The 16,897-nt window shown below is 51.8% G+C and carries 12 protein-coding genes; 11 read left to right on the top strand and 1 reads right to left on the bottom strand.

What is annotated here, in order from left to right:
• Positions 1-6 precede the first annotated feature (6 nt).
• The 5 genes from AAHK21_RS06435 (at position 7) to AAHK21_RS06415 (ending at position 6,008) form a co-directional block, all read left to right on the top strand.
• Positions 7-1,236 carry a glycosyltransferase family 4 protein gene (locus AAHK21_RS06435; protein ID WP_367856770.1) on the top strand — a complete coding sequence of 410 codons (1,230 nt, stop codon included), beginning with the start codon at positions 7-9 and terminating at the stop codon, positions 1,234-1,236.
• Between the two features lie 56 nt (positions 1,237-1,292).
• Complete coding sequence (locus tag AAHK21_RS06430; protein ID WP_367858964.1) at positions 1,293-1,826, top strand: sugar transferase; 534 nt, start codon at positions 1,293-1,295, stop codon at positions 1,824-1,826.
• Entirely contained in the window at positions 1,823-2,461 is a 639-nt protein-coding gene (locus tag AAHK21_RS06425) for an acetyltransferase (protein WP_367856769.1), read from the top strand. The genes AAHK21_RS06430 and AAHK21_RS06425 overlap by 4 nt, the downstream gene beginning before the upstream one ends.
• Before the next feature lie 238 nt (positions 2,462-2,699).
• Positions 2,700-3,875, top strand: coding sequence for a DegT/DnrJ/EryC1/StrS family aminotransferase (locus AAHK21_RS06420; RefSeq protein ID WP_367856768.1), 1,176 nt, complete (start codon positions 2,700-2,702; stop codon positions 3,873-3,875).
• A 138-nt stretch (positions 3,876-4,013) separates the two neighbouring features.
• Positions 4,014-6,008 carry a polysaccharide biosynthesis protein gene (locus AAHK21_RS06415; protein ID WP_367858963.1) on the top strand — a complete coding sequence of 665 codons (1,995 nt, stop codon included), beginning with the start codon at positions 4,014-4,016 and terminating at the stop codon, positions 6,006-6,008.
• Between the two features lie 100 nt (positions 6,009-6,108).
• On the opposite strand, the gene AAHK21_RS06410 is transcribed toward AAHK21_RS06415, so the two are convergent.
• Positions 6,109-7,119 (bottom strand): glycosyltransferase family 4 protein, encoded by a 1,011-nt coding sequence (locus tag AAHK21_RS06410; protein ID WP_367856767.1) that lies wholly within the window; start codon positions 7,117-7,119, stop codon positions 6,109-6,111.
• Positions 7,120-8,406: 1,287 nt separating this feature from the next.
• On the opposite strand from AAHK21_RS06410, the gene AAHK21_RS06405 reads away from it, so the two are divergent.
• The 6 genes from AAHK21_RS06405 (at position 8,407) to AAHK21_RS06380 (ending at position 16,895) form a co-directional block, all read left to right on the top strand.
• Positions 8,407-9,648 (top strand): glycosyltransferase, encoded by a 1,242-nt coding sequence (locus AAHK21_RS06405; protein ID WP_367856766.1) that lies wholly within the window; start codon positions 8,407-8,409, stop codon positions 9,646-9,648.
• Positions 9,626-12,325 (top strand): methyltransferase domain-containing protein, encoded by a 2,700-nt coding sequence (locus AAHK21_RS06400; RefSeq protein WP_367856765.1) that lies wholly within the window; start codon positions 9,626-9,628, stop codon positions 12,323-12,325. The genes AAHK21_RS06405 and AAHK21_RS06400 overlap by 23 nt, the downstream gene beginning before the upstream one ends.
• Positions 12,322-13,596: a hypothetical protein gene (locus tag AAHK21_RS06395; RefSeq protein WP_367856764.1), complete on the top strand. Its 1,275-nt coding sequence runs from the start codon at positions 12,322-12,324 to the stop codon at positions 13,594-13,596. Before AAHK21_RS06400 ends, AAHK21_RS06395 begins: the two co-directional genes overlap by 4 nt.
• Positions 13,583-14,572 carry an NAD-dependent epimerase/dehydratase family protein gene (locus AAHK21_RS06390; RefSeq protein ID WP_367856763.1) on the top strand — a complete coding sequence of 330 codons (990 nt, stop codon included), beginning with the start codon at positions 13,583-13,585 and terminating at the stop codon, positions 14,570-14,572. Before AAHK21_RS06395 ends, AAHK21_RS06390 begins: the two co-directional genes overlap by 14 nt.
• 115 nt (positions 14,573-14,687) lie before the next feature.
• A complete protein-coding gene (locus AAHK21_RS06385; protein ID WP_367856762.1) occupies positions 14,688-15,521 on the top strand; it encodes an ABC transporter permease in 834 nt (277 codons plus the stop codon).
• 9 nt (positions 15,522-15,530) lie between these two features.
• On the top strand, positions 15,531-16,895 hold the full coding sequence (locus AAHK21_RS06380; RefSeq protein WP_367856761.1) for an ABC transporter ATP-binding protein: 1,365 nt from the start codon (positions 15,531-15,533) through the stop codon (positions 16,893-16,895).
• The last annotated feature ends 2 nt before the right edge of the window (positions 16,896-16,897 follow it).

The following is a 16,897-nucleotide window of genomic DNA, read 5'->3' as shown; positions in this document are numbered from 1 at the left end:
GAGTCGATGAAAAAAACGATTTGGTATGTGACCAAATACTTTTCGCCAAAAACCGCTACCAGCCCCGGAGGGCGAGGCTGGTTTATTGTTGAGGAGATGGCGCGCGCCGGGTGCCAGCTCGTCGTGATTAGCTCGGACTCGAACAATGTAGTAGATCTGCCCGTGCTTCATGAACAGGTGACGACCGAGGATATTGACGGGATAAAGGTCGTTTGGTTGAAAACAATGAAGTATTCCGTCGCCAAGTCTTTGCGAAGGATCCTTAGTTGGTTTCACTTCGAGTGGAACCTGTTCTGGCTCGATAAGCGTGCATTACCTCGTCCGGATGTGGTGATTGTATCCAGTCTGTCGTTGTTGACAATCATTAATGGGTTGTGGATGCGATGGAGGTACAAGTGTCGCTTGGTACTGGAAATTCGTGATATCTGGCCGCTTACAATTGTGGAAGAGGGCGGGTACAGCAAGCGTAACCTGTTCGTCAGAGGGTTGGCTTGGCTCGAGCGGATTGCCTATAAAAAAGCGGATGCGATCGTGGGTACGATGCCAAACCTTGGAGAGCATGTTCGCAACGAATTGGGCTATGAACGTCCCGTATTTTGCATTCCCATGGGGGTCAGCCAAGAACATCTGAGCGATGTGGCACAGGTTCCGGATGCTTATGCGGAACGTTATCTTTCCAGTAATAAGTTTAAAGTTGTGCATGCTGGTACGGTTGGTATTACCAACGCGCTCGATGTATTTTTTGCCGCAGCACAAACCATGCGAGATCAAACAGATGTCGAGTTTGTGGTTGTGGGTGATGGAGCGTTGAAGGAAAGTTTTCAACAACGCTATGGCCACCTCCCTAATCTTGTCTTTGCTCCAAAAGTGCCGCGCAATATGGTGCAAGCGGTACTTGCCAAGGGGGATCTGCTCTATTTTTCCGTGCATGACTCCAAGGTCTGGAATTATGGGCAGTCTTTGAACAAGGTCATCGACTACATGTTGGCGGCCAAGCCGGTTGTGGCGTCCTATAATGGTTACCCGTCCATGATTAACGAGTCGGGTTGTGGTGTATTTGTGCCTGCGAACGACGTAGATGCCGTCGTTCGCGCCATCCATGAGATGAAGTCGAAAAGTGCAGAACAGCGAGCGCAGATAGGTGCGCGGGGTCGAGACTGGTTGTTACAGAATCGAAACTATTCGACTTTGGCCAAGGATTACCTGTCAATTCTGTTTCAAGGTGATGTAAGGTGAAGCGCCTTATCGACATCGTGCTGGCCTCGATTGGTTTGGTTCTGCTCGCGCCCGTCATGTTGCTTGTGGCGATTGCGATTCGCAGGCAACTCGGCTCTCCGGTCGCTTTTTCCCAAGTTCGTCCCGGGTTGCACGGCAAGCCTTTCAGAATGGTAAAGTTTCGGACTATGCGTAATGCATTCGATGCAGATGGCAACCTGCTTCCGGACTCGCAGCGCATGACACCTTTAGGGGTTTTTTTGCGTTCCAGCAGCCTCGATGAACTGCCGGAGCTTTTGAATGTCCTCAAGGGTGATATGAGCCTGGTTGGGCCGCGGCCTTTGCTGATGGAGTATTTACCGCTTTACAGTCCCGAGCAGTACCGGCGTCATGATGTACGACCTGGCATCAGCGGCTGGGCACAGGTCAATGGGCGCAATGCGCTCAGTTGGGAGGAAAAGTTCGATCTGGATGTCTGGTATGTGGACAACCGCTCGATCTGGCTCGATATCAAGATCATCGCCCTTACCGTGAAGAAGGTGGTGGTCCGCGAAGGCATCAGTGCCGAGGGAGAAGCCACTATGTCAAAGTTTACCGGTAAGCGCTCGTGAGCAATCTAGCCATTCTTGGCGCGAGCGGCCACGGCAAGGTGGTGGCAGACACCGCCGAGTGCTGTGGATGGCAGAGCATAGACTTTTATGATGACGCCTGGCCTGAGTTTCGCAGCAATGGATGTTGGACCCTCGCGGGGGACACTGCGTCACTGTGTGGGCGTTTGCAGGAATACGCAGGGGTACTGGTGGCCATCGGTAATAATCGGATTCGCCACCAAAAGCTGCTGGAACTGGAAGCGGCAGGGGCTCGTCTTTGTACCCTTGTGCACCCCGCGGCAATAGTCAGCCGATATGCCTGGGTTGAGCGTGGCACCGTGGTTTTCGCTGGCGCTGTGGTGAATGCAGGGGCTCGAGTCGGGATGGGCAGTATTCTGAACACCGGGTGCGGTGTCGATCACGACTGTGTATTGGGAGCTGGAGTACATATCAGTCCGGGCGCGCATCTGGCGGGCGGCGTCAAGGTCGGTGATTTGAGCTGGGTCGGTATCGGTGCTAGTGTTCGCCAACTTGTCACGCTGGGTGAGTCTGTAGTGGTGGGTGCGGGTGCGGCTGTCACGGCAGACGTTGCAGAGGCTTTGACTGTGGTCGGAGTCCCCGCCCGACCTCTGATACGCAGAAAAGCGGGTCAGTGAGTCTGTATCGATTCTCGGCCAAGGTGAGCCATCCTCTTTTTGAAGTGCGATGCCGGCGAAGGGTATTGCAGGTGGTGGCCAAAGCTGCTCAGGTGACACCCAAATGCCTCGAGGGCTATGTTGGTAAACCTCGTCACAGTCAAGTGCTGCTGGCGTGTGCAAAGACCGGATGTGGCCCTGGCGATGGTATTTGTCCGAAGCCCTGTTACTTTTTACTTGATATTGAAGAGCCTCTATTGTGCTGAATACTCCCTTTTCCCCATGGCCTTCCTTTAGCGAGGAAGAGGCGGATGCGGTACGTGATGTCATCCTGTCCAACAAAGTCAATTATTGGACAGGGCAAGCGTGTCGTGAGTTCGAAAAGGAATTTGCTGCATGGGTTGGCACCTCGCACGCTGTGGCGCTGGCTAATGGCACGGTGGCGCTGGATTTAGCATTGAAGGCGTTGCAGGTGGGGGCTGGTGATGAAGTGATTGTGACCCCCAGGACGTTCCTCGCTTCTGTCTCCTCAATCGTCAATGCTGGCGCCACGCCGGTCTTTGCAGAGGTGGATCGCGACTCGCAAAATATCACTGCGGCTACCATCGAGGCAGTGCTTACCCAGCGGACCAAAGCTGTGATTTGTGTGCATCTGGCTGGTTGGCCTTGTGATATGGATCCTATCATGGCGCTTGCGGACAAGCATGAGCTCAAGGTAGTCGAAGATTGCGCGCAAGCCCATGGTGCTCGATACAAGGGGCGTTCGGTCGGATCCATTGGGCACGTCGGCGCCTGGTCCTTCTGTCAGGACAAGATCATGACCACCGGTGGAGAAGGTGGCATGGTGACTACCAATGACCGGGAACTGTGGTCGCGGATGTGGTCCTTCAAAGATCATGGCAAGAGTTGGGAAGCCGTGTACGAGCGCCAGCATGCACCGGGTTATCGTTGGTTGCATGAAAGCTTCGGTAGCAATTGGCGGATGATCGAAGTACAGGCCGTAATCGGCAGCATCCAGTTGCGCCGCATGACGGACTGGCATGCCTGTCGGCTGGCAAATGCCCGTCGAATCTGGGCTACTGCTGCGAGTTTGCCTGCATTACGTGTGCCGACTGTGCCGGATGATGTGACCCATGCAGCTTACAAATGTTACCTATTTGTCGAGCCAGGGGCTTTGAAGGAAGGTTGGAGCAGGGACCGTATTCTTGATGAGATCGTTGCCCGAGGCGTGCCGGTGTATTCAGGCTCATGTTCGGAGGTCTATCTGGAAAGGGCCTTTGATGGGACAAACTGGCGACCAGAACCTGGTCTGCCAATTGCCAGGGAATTGGGTGAGAACAGTTTGATGTTCTTGGTGCACCCGACGCTAACGGAGGCAGAAATAAGCAAGACGTGCGCTGTTCTGCAGGATGTCATGCTGCAAGCCAGTCTATAGGTGATCCGGGTATCAGACCGGGTCTGGATGCGGTCCTGGCATTGCAGGGCCCCATGTCAATCAGGCCATGGGATGCTGGTCAATGACAGCCAGCACAGAAAACATCTGCGGGAAGCGCTAGCGAGACGGATGCTGATGATGGAAAAGTTGAGAGCAGGCTTATTGGGCTTATCACGTCGAAATAAGCGCGCGTTGCAGGTAATGGTAGACCTGTTGCTGGTATGGTGTGCGCTATGGATGTCGTTCATCGTGCGTCTGGGTTTTGATGATGCGGGCAACCCAGTGGTAAATCATCCCTGGTTGTTCGTTGCAGCACCCTTGATCGCCATTCCGACCTTTATGCGTTTTGGCATGTATCGTGCTGTGATGCGTTACTTCGGTAATGATGCTCTGATTGTTATTTTCAAGGCCGTGGGGCTGTCGTCACTTGCCCTCGCTTTGGTGGTTTACTGGTATAGCAACCATACCACGCTGGTGCCGCGTTCGATCATTTTCAATTACTGGTGGCTGAGTCTGGTCATGCTCGGTGGGCTGCGTCTCATGATGCGCCAGTATTTTCTCGGTGACTGGTCTACCGCCGCGCGTCACATGCCTTTTGCTACTCAAGACGATGGTTTGCCACGTGTGGTTATCTATGGGGCTGGGTCTGCGGGGAACCAGCTCGTTGCCGCATTGCGCATGGGGCGTACCATGCGCCCTGTAGCATTTATCGATGATGATCCAGATATTGCAGAACGGGTCATTTCCGGCCTTCATGTCTACAAGTCGCGCAATATACAGCGGCTTATCAGTGATACAGGTGCTCAGGAAGTGCTCTTGGCTATTCCTTCAGCAAGCCGTGTGAGGCGTCGAGAGATTCTGACCTATCTGGAAGGCTTTCCCCTTCATGTGCGTAGCGTGCCGGGCTTGATGGATCTTGCCAGCGGAAGGGTCAAGGTCGACGACATCCAAGAGGTGGATATTGCCGATCTGTTGGGGCGTGATGCGGTGCCTCCGCAGGGTGGGTTACTCGAGCGTTGCATTTCAGAGAAGGTTGTATTGGTAACGGGAGCCGGTGGCTCGATCGGATCAGAACTCTGTCGCCAGATTCTGGTACTTGAACCTACGACGCTCTTGCTCTTCGAGCACAGTGAATTCAACCTTTACAGCATACTGGCCGAGTTGGAGCAGCGGTGTCAGCGTGAGTCATTGCGCGTTCAGATCCGGCCTATTCTCGGGACGGTTCGGGACCCAGACAAGCTGCTGCACGTGATGCGAAGCTGGCGTGTTGATACGGTCTATCATGCAGCAGCCTACAAGCATGTGCCGATGGTCGAGCACAATATCGCCGAGGGTGTGTTGAATAATGTGATTGGAACTTTGAACGCAGCCCAGTCTGCATTGCAGGCGGGGGTTTCCAACTTTGTTCTCATCTCTACCGACAAAGCTGTTCGCCCAACGAATGTCATGGGTAGTAGCAAGCGTCTGGCTGAGATGGTTTTACAAGGGTTGAGTCGTGAGAGTTCTGCAACCCTTTGGGGAGATAGGCAGAGCATTCCCCATATCAACACCACGCGCTTCACCATGGTACGTTTCGGCAATGTCCTTGGTTCCTCCGGATCTGTGATTCCACTGTTCCGTCAGCAGATTAAGTCTGGCGGTCCGCTGACCGTTACACATCCCAAGATCACTCGTTATTTCATGACTATCCCTGAAGCCGCGCAATTGGTGATTCAGGCTGGGTCGATGGGGGCGGGAGGGGATGTATTCGTGTTGGATATGGGGGAACCGGTCAGAATTGTCGAGCTGGCGGAAAAGATGGTCCACCTTTCCGGGCTTAGTGTTCGTTCTGATCGAAATCCTGCGGGGGATATCTCGGTTGAATTTACCGGGTTGCGGCCGGGTGAAAAGTTGTATGAAGAGCTGCTAATAGGTGACAACGTAGAAGCCACACAGCACCCCATGATAATGAGTGCCCGTGAGGACTATCTGGCCTGGAGTGTTCTTAAGGAGCGCCTTGATCAGTTAGTCGCTGCGGTTTCGGCAGATGACTATGGGCGCGTAAGGCAGCTTCTGCGTGAGACGGTAAGTGGTTATTGCCCTGATGGAGAGATTGTCGATTGGATTCACCTGCAGCGCCGCCTGGATCCCTGAGGAGAAGGCTTCAAAGTGTAAAGGCCCGCCAAAGTAGCGGGCCTTTACACTTGTTCCCGGCGGAGGCTGTCGACGTGTGCCTTGCTCTCAGTCCCTGAGACTACTCGACGCCTCCTGCATTGCAGGCTACCGCCAACGCCACTAGGGGCGTGTAGGCAATCAGTAGTGCGACGAATCCGTCGAGCTGAAGCAATACAACGCTAACTGCAACCGGTAAAAGCCAGCAAAGATTGATTAGCATCACTGCGATGGCTACGGGTAAGTGTCCACCCATTCGTCGCGATGCGAATTGATAGGCATGGCAGCGATGCCCTTCGTAGATTCTTTCACCGCGGACCAGGCGACGCATCAAGGTAAAGGTCGCGTCAACCACGAATACGCCCAGCAGGATCAGCCAGCACCAGAACAACTGGGGAGAGATCCAGGCTGCCTGAAGTGACAAGATTCCCAGTGTTATTCCGAGGAATCCACTCCCTGCGTCGCCCATGAAGATTTTCGCGGGGGGAAAATTCCAATAGAGGAACCCCATGACTGCCATGCTCAGAATTGCGGGTAGTAGCATCATGTGCTCAGTGCCGTGCAACCAGTACAGAATACAGGCGCCGAGGCTTGTGCATATGGCTTCAATACTGGCGATGCCGTCTATGCCATCCATGAAATTGTAAAGATTGAGCAGCCACACGAGATAGAGGGTAAAGAGTACTGCGCCAGTCCATCCCAGATTAATCGTGACACCCAGAATTTCCAGTGGAGGCAAACCGCCCATCCAGAAAAGGCTCCATGCGGCAGCAGCGAAGTGCCCCATAAGCCTCCAGCGGACATCGACGTGCCTATGGTCATCTATGAAGCCAATGATGGCGACTAATCCTCCAGCGCCTGCAAGGGCAAGCAATGTATCCGCTTCCAGCAGGTCGGAAGCCCCAAGTGTTCCCAGGGCCAGCAAGAATGAACTGACGATTGCCACTCCGCCACCGCGCGGTGTGGGAGTAACATGCGAGCTTCTTGCGTTAGGGACGTCGATGACGTTTTTGGCCAACGCATAGCGCCGTAGGGCTGCGGTCATAAGAAGAGAAATCAGCACCACTATAGGTGCCAGCCACCATTGAGTCATTAGTTCTTCTGTTCCTGATAGTGGTTATCAGCGCGACATGCCAATGGCTTCGCGTGTTAAAGATCGTCTGTGCACCAGCCAGAAATCCGTGCGGTACCGCAATTTGGCCCTCTCAGAATAGGATTTCGCAGTTTTATCTTTGGTTGGCTAGTCTAGGCGTTCGTAGGAAAAGATTCTGCCCGACGATCATGCAGCGTTGAAAGCAGTCCGTTGCGCCGAACCGACCGCTATGCTCATTGACATCCTGAAAATCGGCAGTAATCAGGCCGTTCTTCGCTTGTTTCGTGCCGTTTAGTGTTTCGTGCCAACCTTCGATGAATTTTTCTCCTCGATCTTCTACCCGCTTATGCCGGGCCGCGCGGGTTTGGGGAAATGCGCCAGCTCCCAACAGGTCTCGCTATTCAATGGGGTCGCAGTGGTTCCCCAGGATGCCGCTGAGAGGTGTCCTGAAGCGTGTTCGTCTGAAGGATTGTGCCATTGGCCGGTGACAGTAGTGAGCAAACGAGAGTGCTATCGGAAAATTCCTTCAATGTTTGGGCGTTGTTCTTGTGGTTGCTTGTGTGAAAATGCAGGTCAGTGAACGTGGAGTGCCTAACTGGTCGTAGATAACCATCGCGGAGCGGCTCCTCCAGCTGCCAAGCTACTCGATCATCCAGAGTTTTTCCAGTTGCCACGGCGTCCCACAGGTGCGACTGTTCACGCTGCGCCCGCGTTCGAAGAGGCCTTCTACACGCAGGGGGCTGAATGAATAGAGCCTTCACCGTGCTGGCTCGAATCGAGCAGGCGCTGCGTCCTGTCAGTATCTGGGCTGCGTCGGCGTGCGGCAGGCTGATTACCAAGGCTCCGGGGGTGGGGGGGGGCTACGGCTCCGATCGAGTGACGCTGTTTCCGGTCGCCTCAGCGATGAGAAAACGCCCTGTGCGGTTGGTATTCTAACGGCTGTGCATTACTATCCCGGTTTGCTTGGCAAAAAACGGACGTTACAGGATGGCAATATGGCATTGCGCGGCGATGACAAACTTGCCGAGGAGGTCTTGCTCCTGCTGATGTCCTGCCCCCAGGCTATTGATCATGCTGGCCTTGCGAGAAGGGTGATGAGTGGTTGAGAGCGGCGTTCCAAGCCGTGTATAAAAACAGGCAGGGATGTTCAGGCTTTTTGTACGAGTTGGGGGATAATTGAAAACACTTCATGTATGTAACCTTGCCAATGTCGCCTATGGATATTGCAAGATACTGAAGGCCGCCGGCCAAGATGTAAGGTTGATATGCCATGATATCGACCATTTAATGAGTCAGCCCGAATGGGATGACCAAGACCTTGATTTCAGAAATTTTCCTAATGAGAATAATTTTTTCGAATCGCTTACTCCGGTAGCGCTGACAAGACCGGACTGGTATTTCCGAGTAGACATTCGGCACTATCAGGATCGCCGGATCAAGCTGCTGTCCAGATTCGCGCCTAGGGTATTGAAAGAGCTGTTGCGCCCCTATTATTATCGGCTATTTCATCGGCAAGAGTTTTCTTTATCGTCCGTTTCTGAAAAGGCGTGTTTAGCGTCGGTTGTTGATGGTGTTCATGCTGATGATGTGGCCAAATTTGTTCCAAATATAAACTGGATAAAGGGCTTGGTCGCTGATGAGGATGTGATTTTTGCGTATGTGATAAGTCCCATCTATACCATGTTTGCACATGACCGTCCTGTCGTTGCGGTGGAAATTGGGACCATGCGCGAACTACCTTTCGAAAAATCGTCAAACGGTCGTCTGTTGAGCGCGGCTTATAAGACGGTTGATCATGTTGTTATCACCAACCCCGATGTCAGGGTGCAGGCTGAGAAACTTGGTGTTAAAAGTTTTTCGTTTTGCCCGCATCCGGTGGATGAGGATCGTTATAAACCGGCAAAGGATAGTGCGGTGCGCAACACGTGGTGCGACGCTATCCCCGATACGGAGTGGGTTGGCATAGCGCCAGCCCGGCAGAATTGGGAAATTAAAGGTAATCAAAAATATCTCGAGGCTCTAAAGGAGTTGCGGGAAGTTCATGGGCGGAAGGTGTCGTTGGTTATACCTGCCTGGGGGCAGGATGTCGAGAATAGTAGACGGTACGCACAAAAGCTTGGTGTAGATAGATATATAAAATGGATACCGCCAGTCAGTGAGACGACACTGATTTCTATGTTCGGTAGCTTGGACTTCGTTTTGGATCAGTTCGAATTGGGTGTGTTTGGTCTTATTACGCCCAAGGCACTTTCCTGTGGTGGGATGGTAATTACGTCATATTCTCCAGAGGTTCATGAGTGGTGTTTCTCAGAGCCCCCACCGCTATTTCCTGCAGATTCGGCTGAATCTGTTTGTGAGCAAATTTTGTTCCTGACCTCAGGGAGGGCTACTGAGGCGCTTCGGCATGCATCCAGAGAGTGGTTCATGCGTAATCATTCGAAGCAGGTCGTTAGGCGACAGTTGGATTTTGCTGCCGCGCAAGCAATCAAGAATTTTGAGGCTAAGAATGAAAAGACTACATTTGGCTAACATTGCCAATATGGCGTATAACTACTCGGATATACTTCGTCAATTCAATTGCGAATCAGATGTCTTGTGTTATGATCTTGAGCACTGGTTGAGTGATCCCTCGAGTAACATTGATTTTCATTCTTATCCGGCTTGGTACCATAAAGTCAAAACGCTTGATTATCTGCAGAAGTTAAAGCCCGAGCAGGCTGTTCTCTCGCAGGATTGGCTTGAGGCATTGCAGCGCTACTCTACAAGGCTGACGGAAGTCAGTATCGATGAAGTCAATGCTTACAAGGGATACGTTGACGCTTTTCAGTCGGATTACTTTCAAAATTACGACGTGATTTACGGATACGCGTATGGCGCGATTCCTCCACTGCTTTACGCAGAGCGTAAATACATCCCTGTCGACCTGGGTGGGCTCCGAGGGCTGGCGTCTCGTACAGATTCATTCTCCCGGATGCTCAGCTGTAGCTTGAAGGCGGCGCCGCACATTATTGTGACCAACCCAGATGTCATCGACGACTGCAAGGCGCTGGGGCTTGATCGCTATACCTTTGTACCGCATCCGATTGATGAGGCGCTTTGGGTGCCTGCTAGCAATGCCGAGCAACGTAAGCATGCGTTGAGGGATGCGCAGGATGCGGACTTTGTTATTCTTGCCCCCGCTCGCCATGATTGGGCGGTAAAAGGCACCGATGAAATCATTCGCGGCGTCACTCAGTTTGCGCGCTCTGTTGATGACAAAGTTAAATGCATATTTATTGAGTGGGGGGAAGGTGTCGAACAATCCAAAAAATTGATTGCATCGCTCGGCGCGGACTCTATATTCGCGTGGATAGGCATGCAATCGGAGTCGCAGTTGCGTGATTTTTACAGTGCAGCAGATGCATTGATTGATCAGGTTGGTGAGGCGAGAACATTTGGGTTGACAACGCCAAAAGCAATGTCTGCCGGAATTCCGGTGTTGACCAAGTTTGACCCAGCCATGCACCGATGGTGTTACTCCGAGATGCCGCCTTTGCTGGCAATTAATAATGCCGAAGACATCAGTCGTCATCTTCGTCAATTGGCGTGTGTTGCCGGGCATCGGCAGGAGGTTGTGCGCTCGCAGCGGCAGTGGATCGACAGTCACCATTCAAAGAAGGTCATCGCGGAGAAATTTTTCGATGCAGAAAGCAAGTTGCTCAGCGATGATGCATGTCGCGTCTATTACTCCTTGAATCAAAAGAAAAACGAGATCGTCTACGAAAAGAATTACTCAGGTATCTACGATGCCAAGTATCACGCGGCGATCGCTTATCAGCAAATGGATCAGCGCCTTGTCGATTGGATGAAGCGTCATCTGGACGTTAATGCGCAGCTGAAGATTCTTGATCTTGGTTGTGGTCCAGGTTCGATGATTCCATATCTTCGCCAATTTAAGCGCGCGAAGATCTATGGGGTCGACATCTCTCCCGCCTTCATTGAAATGGCAAAGGAGCGCTACCAGGGCGTTGACTTTAGGGTGGGTGATGCAGAAGTGCTTCCGTATCCGAGCGACATGTTTGATGTTGTTCTGTGTAGTGGCATGCTTCACCATATCCCCGATCTTCATCAAGTATTTGTCGAAGTGCGTCGGGTGTTGAAGCCCGGTGGCCTAATTTTTGCGCGTGAGCCGAACGAAGATAATTTTGCCGTCCGCTATCCGCAGTTCAGCTTCGCCCACTTGGTTCTCAAGCATCTTATTCATGTCTCGGGGCGTAAACAGGCGATCATAGAGCCGGAAGAACATGAGTTTCATATAGATTTCGACTATGGTAGTTTTGTTGAAACATTGGCTCAGGATTTTTCGGTTATAGATATTGAGTTTGGTCAGCGTGTTTCCTACTTCTATGACATGCTTTTCGATGGGCGGGTGGCAGAAAATCTCGAGACGTTGGAAGCCCAGCTGGAAGCCGCTCCCGGTCTAAATGTGTTGGTCGCCTGTCGAGCCGGTGATCATGCAGGAGAGGTGGCGCCCTGTGTGACCCAAGATATTGAAAGGTACTCCACTGTGGCCCCTGTGCCGGGAGAGCATATTGAGGCGATTATCGAACTTGCCTTGAAGGTTCTGCCGACAGAGGAGCGTTATGTTTCACAGGTCTTCGAGTTGGCCGGTGACCCCCAGCGATTAGAGAAAGATATTAAGAAATTTGGTTTTTGCGGCATTGTCCGCGTGGATCAGCATGGCTTGCTGGTCGATGCTAAAGCTCCTTGCTTCCAGCGTGTCTCTAATCTATTTGGGCGTTCGATATTTGACTGGAATGTCAAGGATTATGAGGGGCGTCGTCTCTTCGACAGCGGCCTGGTCCTCGTCGATTCATCCGCCGCCTTGGTGGGGGATCTTGCTCGGGCAATTAGTATGTATCGGGATTACTCCCTCATCGTCATGAAGTTCCCAGTTAAATTCAGAGTTTCGGGTGTTGCAGGCCCTGAAGAGTTGGCGTTGCTGTCCCATACATATGTGCTGTCCCAGTACCAGGACGACCTTCATGTTTGGTATGTCGCTTCGCCTAAGCTATTTACGGTTGAGAATCTCAAGCGTGCACTCCTTGCGTGCGGTGGGGAAGATGTGCGAGAAGTTGTTGAGCAAGGGCTACAGCCTTTGGCTACATCATATGTGGTTGATTTCTCTGAACGTAATCTCTACAAGGTTCTAGGTGTGGCTGAATGAGTCTACGGCGGCCGGGGCGGGTGTTCATGGGGCTCAGGGAGGTCTCCGGGCACTACAAGGGATTGTGTGAAGGGTTTGCCAGCATAGGGGTCCGGTACGATTACCTGAACATCGAGGAGAATGCATTTGCTTTCAAGGGCGGCGACGAGGCTCACGGTGCCATGTTGCTGCGCAGCTTGAAGCGCAAGCGCGTTGGCTCGGTAGGGTGGCGGCGCGGCTTTTATTCAGTCCTGCAATCGGCTGCGCACGTATATGTTTTTGTCTTCTATCTGGTGCGTTGTCGGTACTTTATCTTTTCTGCGGGCGCCAGCTTTTGTCGGTTGTTGGACCTGCCGGTGCTCAGGCTATTCGGCAAGCGGATAATTTTCCAGTATCACGGTAGTGATTCGCGATTGCCTTTTATTGATGGTGCTCGTTACAGTCCAGAGATGTTCTCCGCAGAACAGGCTTGGCAAGATACGCTTAGCCTGCAGCGAAATGTCGAGCTGGTGGAGCGATATGCAAATTACATTGTCAATATCCAGCCGCAGTCGAATTTGCTGCGACAGCCATATATTCAATGGATGCAGATTGGTGTTGCTGCCAAGCCCGAGCAGCACTATATCGAGCGGGGATGGTTGCGTTTCAGGGAGCTGTGCGATAAACCGTCAGCTACAGTGTTGAAAGTCATCCATTCTCCCTCTTTACCACATGCCAAAGGGACCGCCAGGATAAGATCTGTCATTGAGGCGCTGGTTGCCGAGGGGTGGCCAATCGATTATCAGGAGGTGACAGGGGTCGCGAATGATAGTCTTATTGAGTTGTTGTTGGGTGCCGATATTGTCATTGATCAATTGTACTCCGACTACCCGATGCCCAGCTTGGCCACTGAGTGTGCCTGGCTGCACGTGCCGCTGTTGATTTTCGGCTACGCAGGCGAGCATTGGGCGAAGTGGCTTCCCGCTGAGGCTATTCCGCCTACGGCCTATGGTGAGCCTGAGACGTTGAAGGAAGCGTTGAAATTAATGGTCGAGTCGAAAACGACACGCATCACTTATGCGGAAACATGTTTTAATTTTGTGCACGCTAATTGGCAGCCGGCCCAGGTAGCGGCGCGTTATATGGCGCTGTTTAAAGATGATCTGAGCAAGGAGTGGTGGGCAGTTAGGGATAATAGCTATAGACTAGGAGCCTGCTTGGATCGGGCTGATTCTGAAGGGCGTATTTCACGTATTGGGCAGAAAGCCGAGTTTTATTTTAGAAATAGAGGTGATAAAAATGTTGACCAATAAAAAGATTTTCATTACAGGTGGTGCGGGTTTTATTGGTAGTACGTTAGCTGGGAAGCTGTGTGAGAACAACGAGATTATTCTGTTCGATAATATGGATCGAGATACCGTAAGTCAGACCGGTATCCTTGGCCACCCGAACGTGTCCTTGGTCAAGGGCAACATTCTCAATCAGAATGAGTTGCAAGCAGCCATGGTCGGTTCGAATATTGTCGTGCATGCCGCCGCGATCGCGGGCATTGACAATACTGTCCGTAGTCCTGTGCGAACCATGACGGTCAATATGTTGGGAACGGCGAATGTTCTGGAGGCTGCATCCGCACTGCCGTCGCTTGAGCGAGTTCTTGAGTTTTCGACCTCCGAAATTTTTGGTAGCCGTGCCTACATGGTACATGAGCAGGATCAAAGCGTCACGGGTGCTGTTGGCGAGGCTCGTTGGACCTATGCCGTCAGCAAGCTGGCTGGTGAGCACCTGACTCACGCCTACCATCGCGAAAAAGGCATGCCTACCGTCACCGTCCGCCCATTCAATATCTATGGACCGGGCCAGACTGGTGAGGGCGCGATTGGCATCATGATTCGCAAGGCATTGAAAGGCGAAGATATTTATATCTTCGGCGATGGAACCCAGATTCGCGCTTGGTGCTACGTGGATGACATGGTTGATGGTCTCATGCTCGCGTTAGAACGTCCTGAGGCTGTAGGGGAGTCTTTCAACATTGGTAACGCCCGTGCGGTTACCACCATCTTTGGCTTGGCTGAAACTATCTGCAGGGTCCTTGGTTCGAAGTCGAAGATCGTGTTCAAGGAAGCATTGTCTGCGGACATCGAGTTGCGAATTCCGAGTGTGATCAAAGCCCAGGAAAAACTCGGGTTCCAGGCAAAAATCGATCTGGAAGAGGGGCTCAAGCGCACGGCTTCCTGGATTGAGAAAAACATTGACAGCATGCCAGTAATGCCGAGTATTTTTACCAAATAATTAAATAGTAATTGGGCATTGATCGTCAGTCGATGCCCTCTTAAAAAATGGACTACTTTGATTTCGTCGAACTGGCTTGGTTGGTCAGGATGACTACTATGGGTTAGAATTTTGTATGTCAATTCTATCGTTCCAAGATTTGATTAGCCCCTTCTTGCAGTTGAGACTGCTGCTAACCCGGTATCGAGAACTGACCCTTGAGGTATCTCGTCGGGAAATTACCGAGCGTTATTCCGGGCAGTTTCTCGGAACGTTCTGGGTTTTTGCTCATCCTCTGTTCCTGATCGCTCTGTATGTCTTCGTCTTTGCCGTGGTACTGCGGGCGAAAACCGCTGGTGTCGACAGCGGAGGGGTGAACTATACTGCTTATTTGTTGGCTGGGTTGATTCCCTGGATGGCATTTCAAGAAGCCATGGGCAAGGCTTGTCATGCAATATCCAGTAATGCTTCTCTTGTCAAACAGGTGGTTTTTCCGATTGAAGTATTGCCACTCAAGAGCATTGTGACAGCGTTACTAAATCAGTTGGTGGCCACTGCCTTGATGCTGGTTTATTTGATAGTAACTCAGCAGGCTGTCGGGCCATTTCTTCTGCTGCTACCTGTGCTTTTTGTTCTTCAATTACTAGGCATGCTCGGGTTTAGTTATTTTCTGGCTGCTGTAAGTGTTTTTGTCAAGGATACGAAGGATATTGTTCAGCTCTTTACTGTCGCTGGGCTTTATCTGGTGCCGGTTTTTTACATGCCGAATTGGGCTCCGGAGATGTTCAAGCCTATCTTGTCCCTCAATCCGTTTAGTCATATGGTTTGGTGTTATCAGGATGTTATTGTTTTCGGCGAGATAACCCATCCGACCTCATGGGTTGTATTTCCCGCCTTTTCCCTGGTTAGTCTGATTCTAGGCTATCGGGCTTTCCGAGCACTTAAGCCCATGTTCGGTAATGTACTTTAAGGAGATGTGATGGTTGCTTCAAATGATGATCTCATGATTGAGGTTTCCAACCTCTCCAAAATGCACCGAATTTATTCACGGCCGTCTGACATGCTTAAAGAAATGATCAGTCGGAAGCCGAAGCACCGGGAATTCTGGGTGTTGAAGGATATTACCTTCAATATATCCAGGGGGGAGGTAGTGGGGATTCTAGGGCGTAATGGAGCAGGCAAGAGCACACTGCTCAAGATGCTCGCGGGAACCCTGGAGCGTACTCACGGAGAGGTAAGGGTCAATGGCCGGATTGCCTCTATTCTCGAACTGGGTACTGGATTCCACCCAGAGTACAGTGGGCGTGAAAACATCATCATGGGCGGGCTTTGCCTGGGTATGACTAAGGAGGAAATCGAGGCAAAGGTAGATTCTATCATTGAATTCAGCGAGCTCGCAGCATTTATTGATCAGCCTTTCAAGACCTTCTCCAGTGGCATGCAGGCGCGTTTGACATTCAGCACTGCGCTGAGCGTCGAACCCGATGTTTTCATCGTCGACGAAGCATTGGCCGTGGGTGATATGCTCTTTCAAGAAAAAAGCATGCGCAAGATGCGGGAAATTTGTGAGCGTGGCACGACAGTACTTTTTGTGACCCATAGCTTGCAGTATATCTATGAGCTCTGTAGTCGTTGTTTGCTATTGAATAATTCTCGCTTGATTGCCGATGGCGAACCACGTGTTGTTGGTGAAATGTATGAGCGATTGATGGCGGCCGAGCGCTCAAAGTCAAAGCTGCCCCCTCCAGTGAAGAAGGCGCAGCCCAGACCGGTATCCGCGCCCGTGCTACCAGAGCTGGCAGCGGGGGGCGAAACGCTGCACGCAGTCGCAGCAGGTGGGCCATCGGTTGCTGACGCTGCAAGCGCTCCAGCGGTTGCTGTCGCTCAAGTTGTCGAGATTGTAGCTAATGAGGTGGATGAAACCAGTCCAGCCGAAGTGACTCACATCGAATTTTTAAATGAAAATGATGTAAGCGTGGAAACGCTGAGTTTTGGACAAACGTATCGTTTGGCGATGACTGTTCAGCTGTTCAGTGATATTCCTTCGCTCAATGTCGGCTTCAAACTTCAGAAAGACACCGGTGTGGCAGTGATTGGTGATACTACATTTGAAAATGGTATCGTCATAACTGGTGCTACGGGACAGACCATGCGAGTGATATTCAAGTTCGAGTGCCGAGTTTCATCGGGTTCCTATCTGCTTGGTGTCGGGCTGACTAGCCTTCATCCTGACGGGAGCTTTGATCTTTGCTATTTGAAACGTGGTGCAATGATCATCGCGGTCGAAGGGCGCCGAATCAACGCCTTGGTTGATCCCGGCTGTGAAATTTGGGTGGAGGACTAAAC

The sequence above is a fragment of the Pseudomonas sp. TE50-2 genome (assembly GCF_040813665.1).
Lineage (GTDB): Bacteria > Pseudomonadota > Gammaproteobacteria > Pseudomonadales > Pseudomonadaceae > Aquipseudomonas > Aquipseudomonas soli.
The sequence above is the reverse complement of the archived record's forward strand: the minus strand, read 5'-3'. Positions and strand labels throughout refer to the sequence as shown.

Excerpts from the sequence above, each read along its gene's own strand:
- AAHK21_RS06435 (WP_367856770.1), top strand. The coding sequence starts at position 7 with ATGAAAAAAACGATTTGGTATGTGACCAAATACTTTTCGCCAAAAACC.
- AAHK21_RS06430 (WP_367858964.1), top strand. The coding sequence starts at position 1,293 with ATGTTGCTTGTGGCGATTGCGATTCGCAGGCAACTCGGCTCTCCGGTC.
- AAHK21_RS06415 (WP_367858963.1), top strand. The coding sequence starts at position 4,014 with ATGGAAAAGTTGAGAGCAGGCTTATTGGGCTTATCACGTCGAAATAAG.
- AAHK21_RS06410 (WP_367856767.1), bottom strand. The coding sequence starts at position 7,119 with ATGACTCAATGGTGGCTGGCACCTATAGTGGTGCTGATTTCTCTTCTT.
- AAHK21_RS06405 (WP_367856766.1), top strand. The coding sequence starts at position 8,407 with ATGAGTCAGCCCGAATGGGATGACCAAGACCTTGATTTCAGAAATTTT.
- AAHK21_RS06400 (WP_367856765.1), top strand. The coding sequence starts at position 9,626 with ATGAAAAGACTACATTTGGCTAACATTGCCAATATGGCGTATAACTAC.
- AAHK21_RS06395 (WP_367856764.1), top strand. The coding sequence starts at position 12,322 with ATGAGTCTACGGCGGCCGGGGCGGGTGTTCATGGGGCTCAGGGAGGTC.
- AAHK21_RS06390 (WP_367856763.1), top strand. The coding sequence starts at position 13,583 with ATGTTGACCAATAAAAAGATTTTCATTACAGGTGGTGCGGGTTTTATT.
- AAHK21_RS06385 (WP_367856762.1), top strand. The coding sequence starts at position 14,688 with ATGTCAATTCTATCGTTCCAAGATTTGATTAGCCCCTTCTTGCAGTTG.
- AAHK21_RS06380 (WP_367856761.1), top strand. The coding sequence starts at position 15,531 with ATGGTTGCTTCAAATGATGATCTCATGATTGAGGTTTCCAACCTCTCC.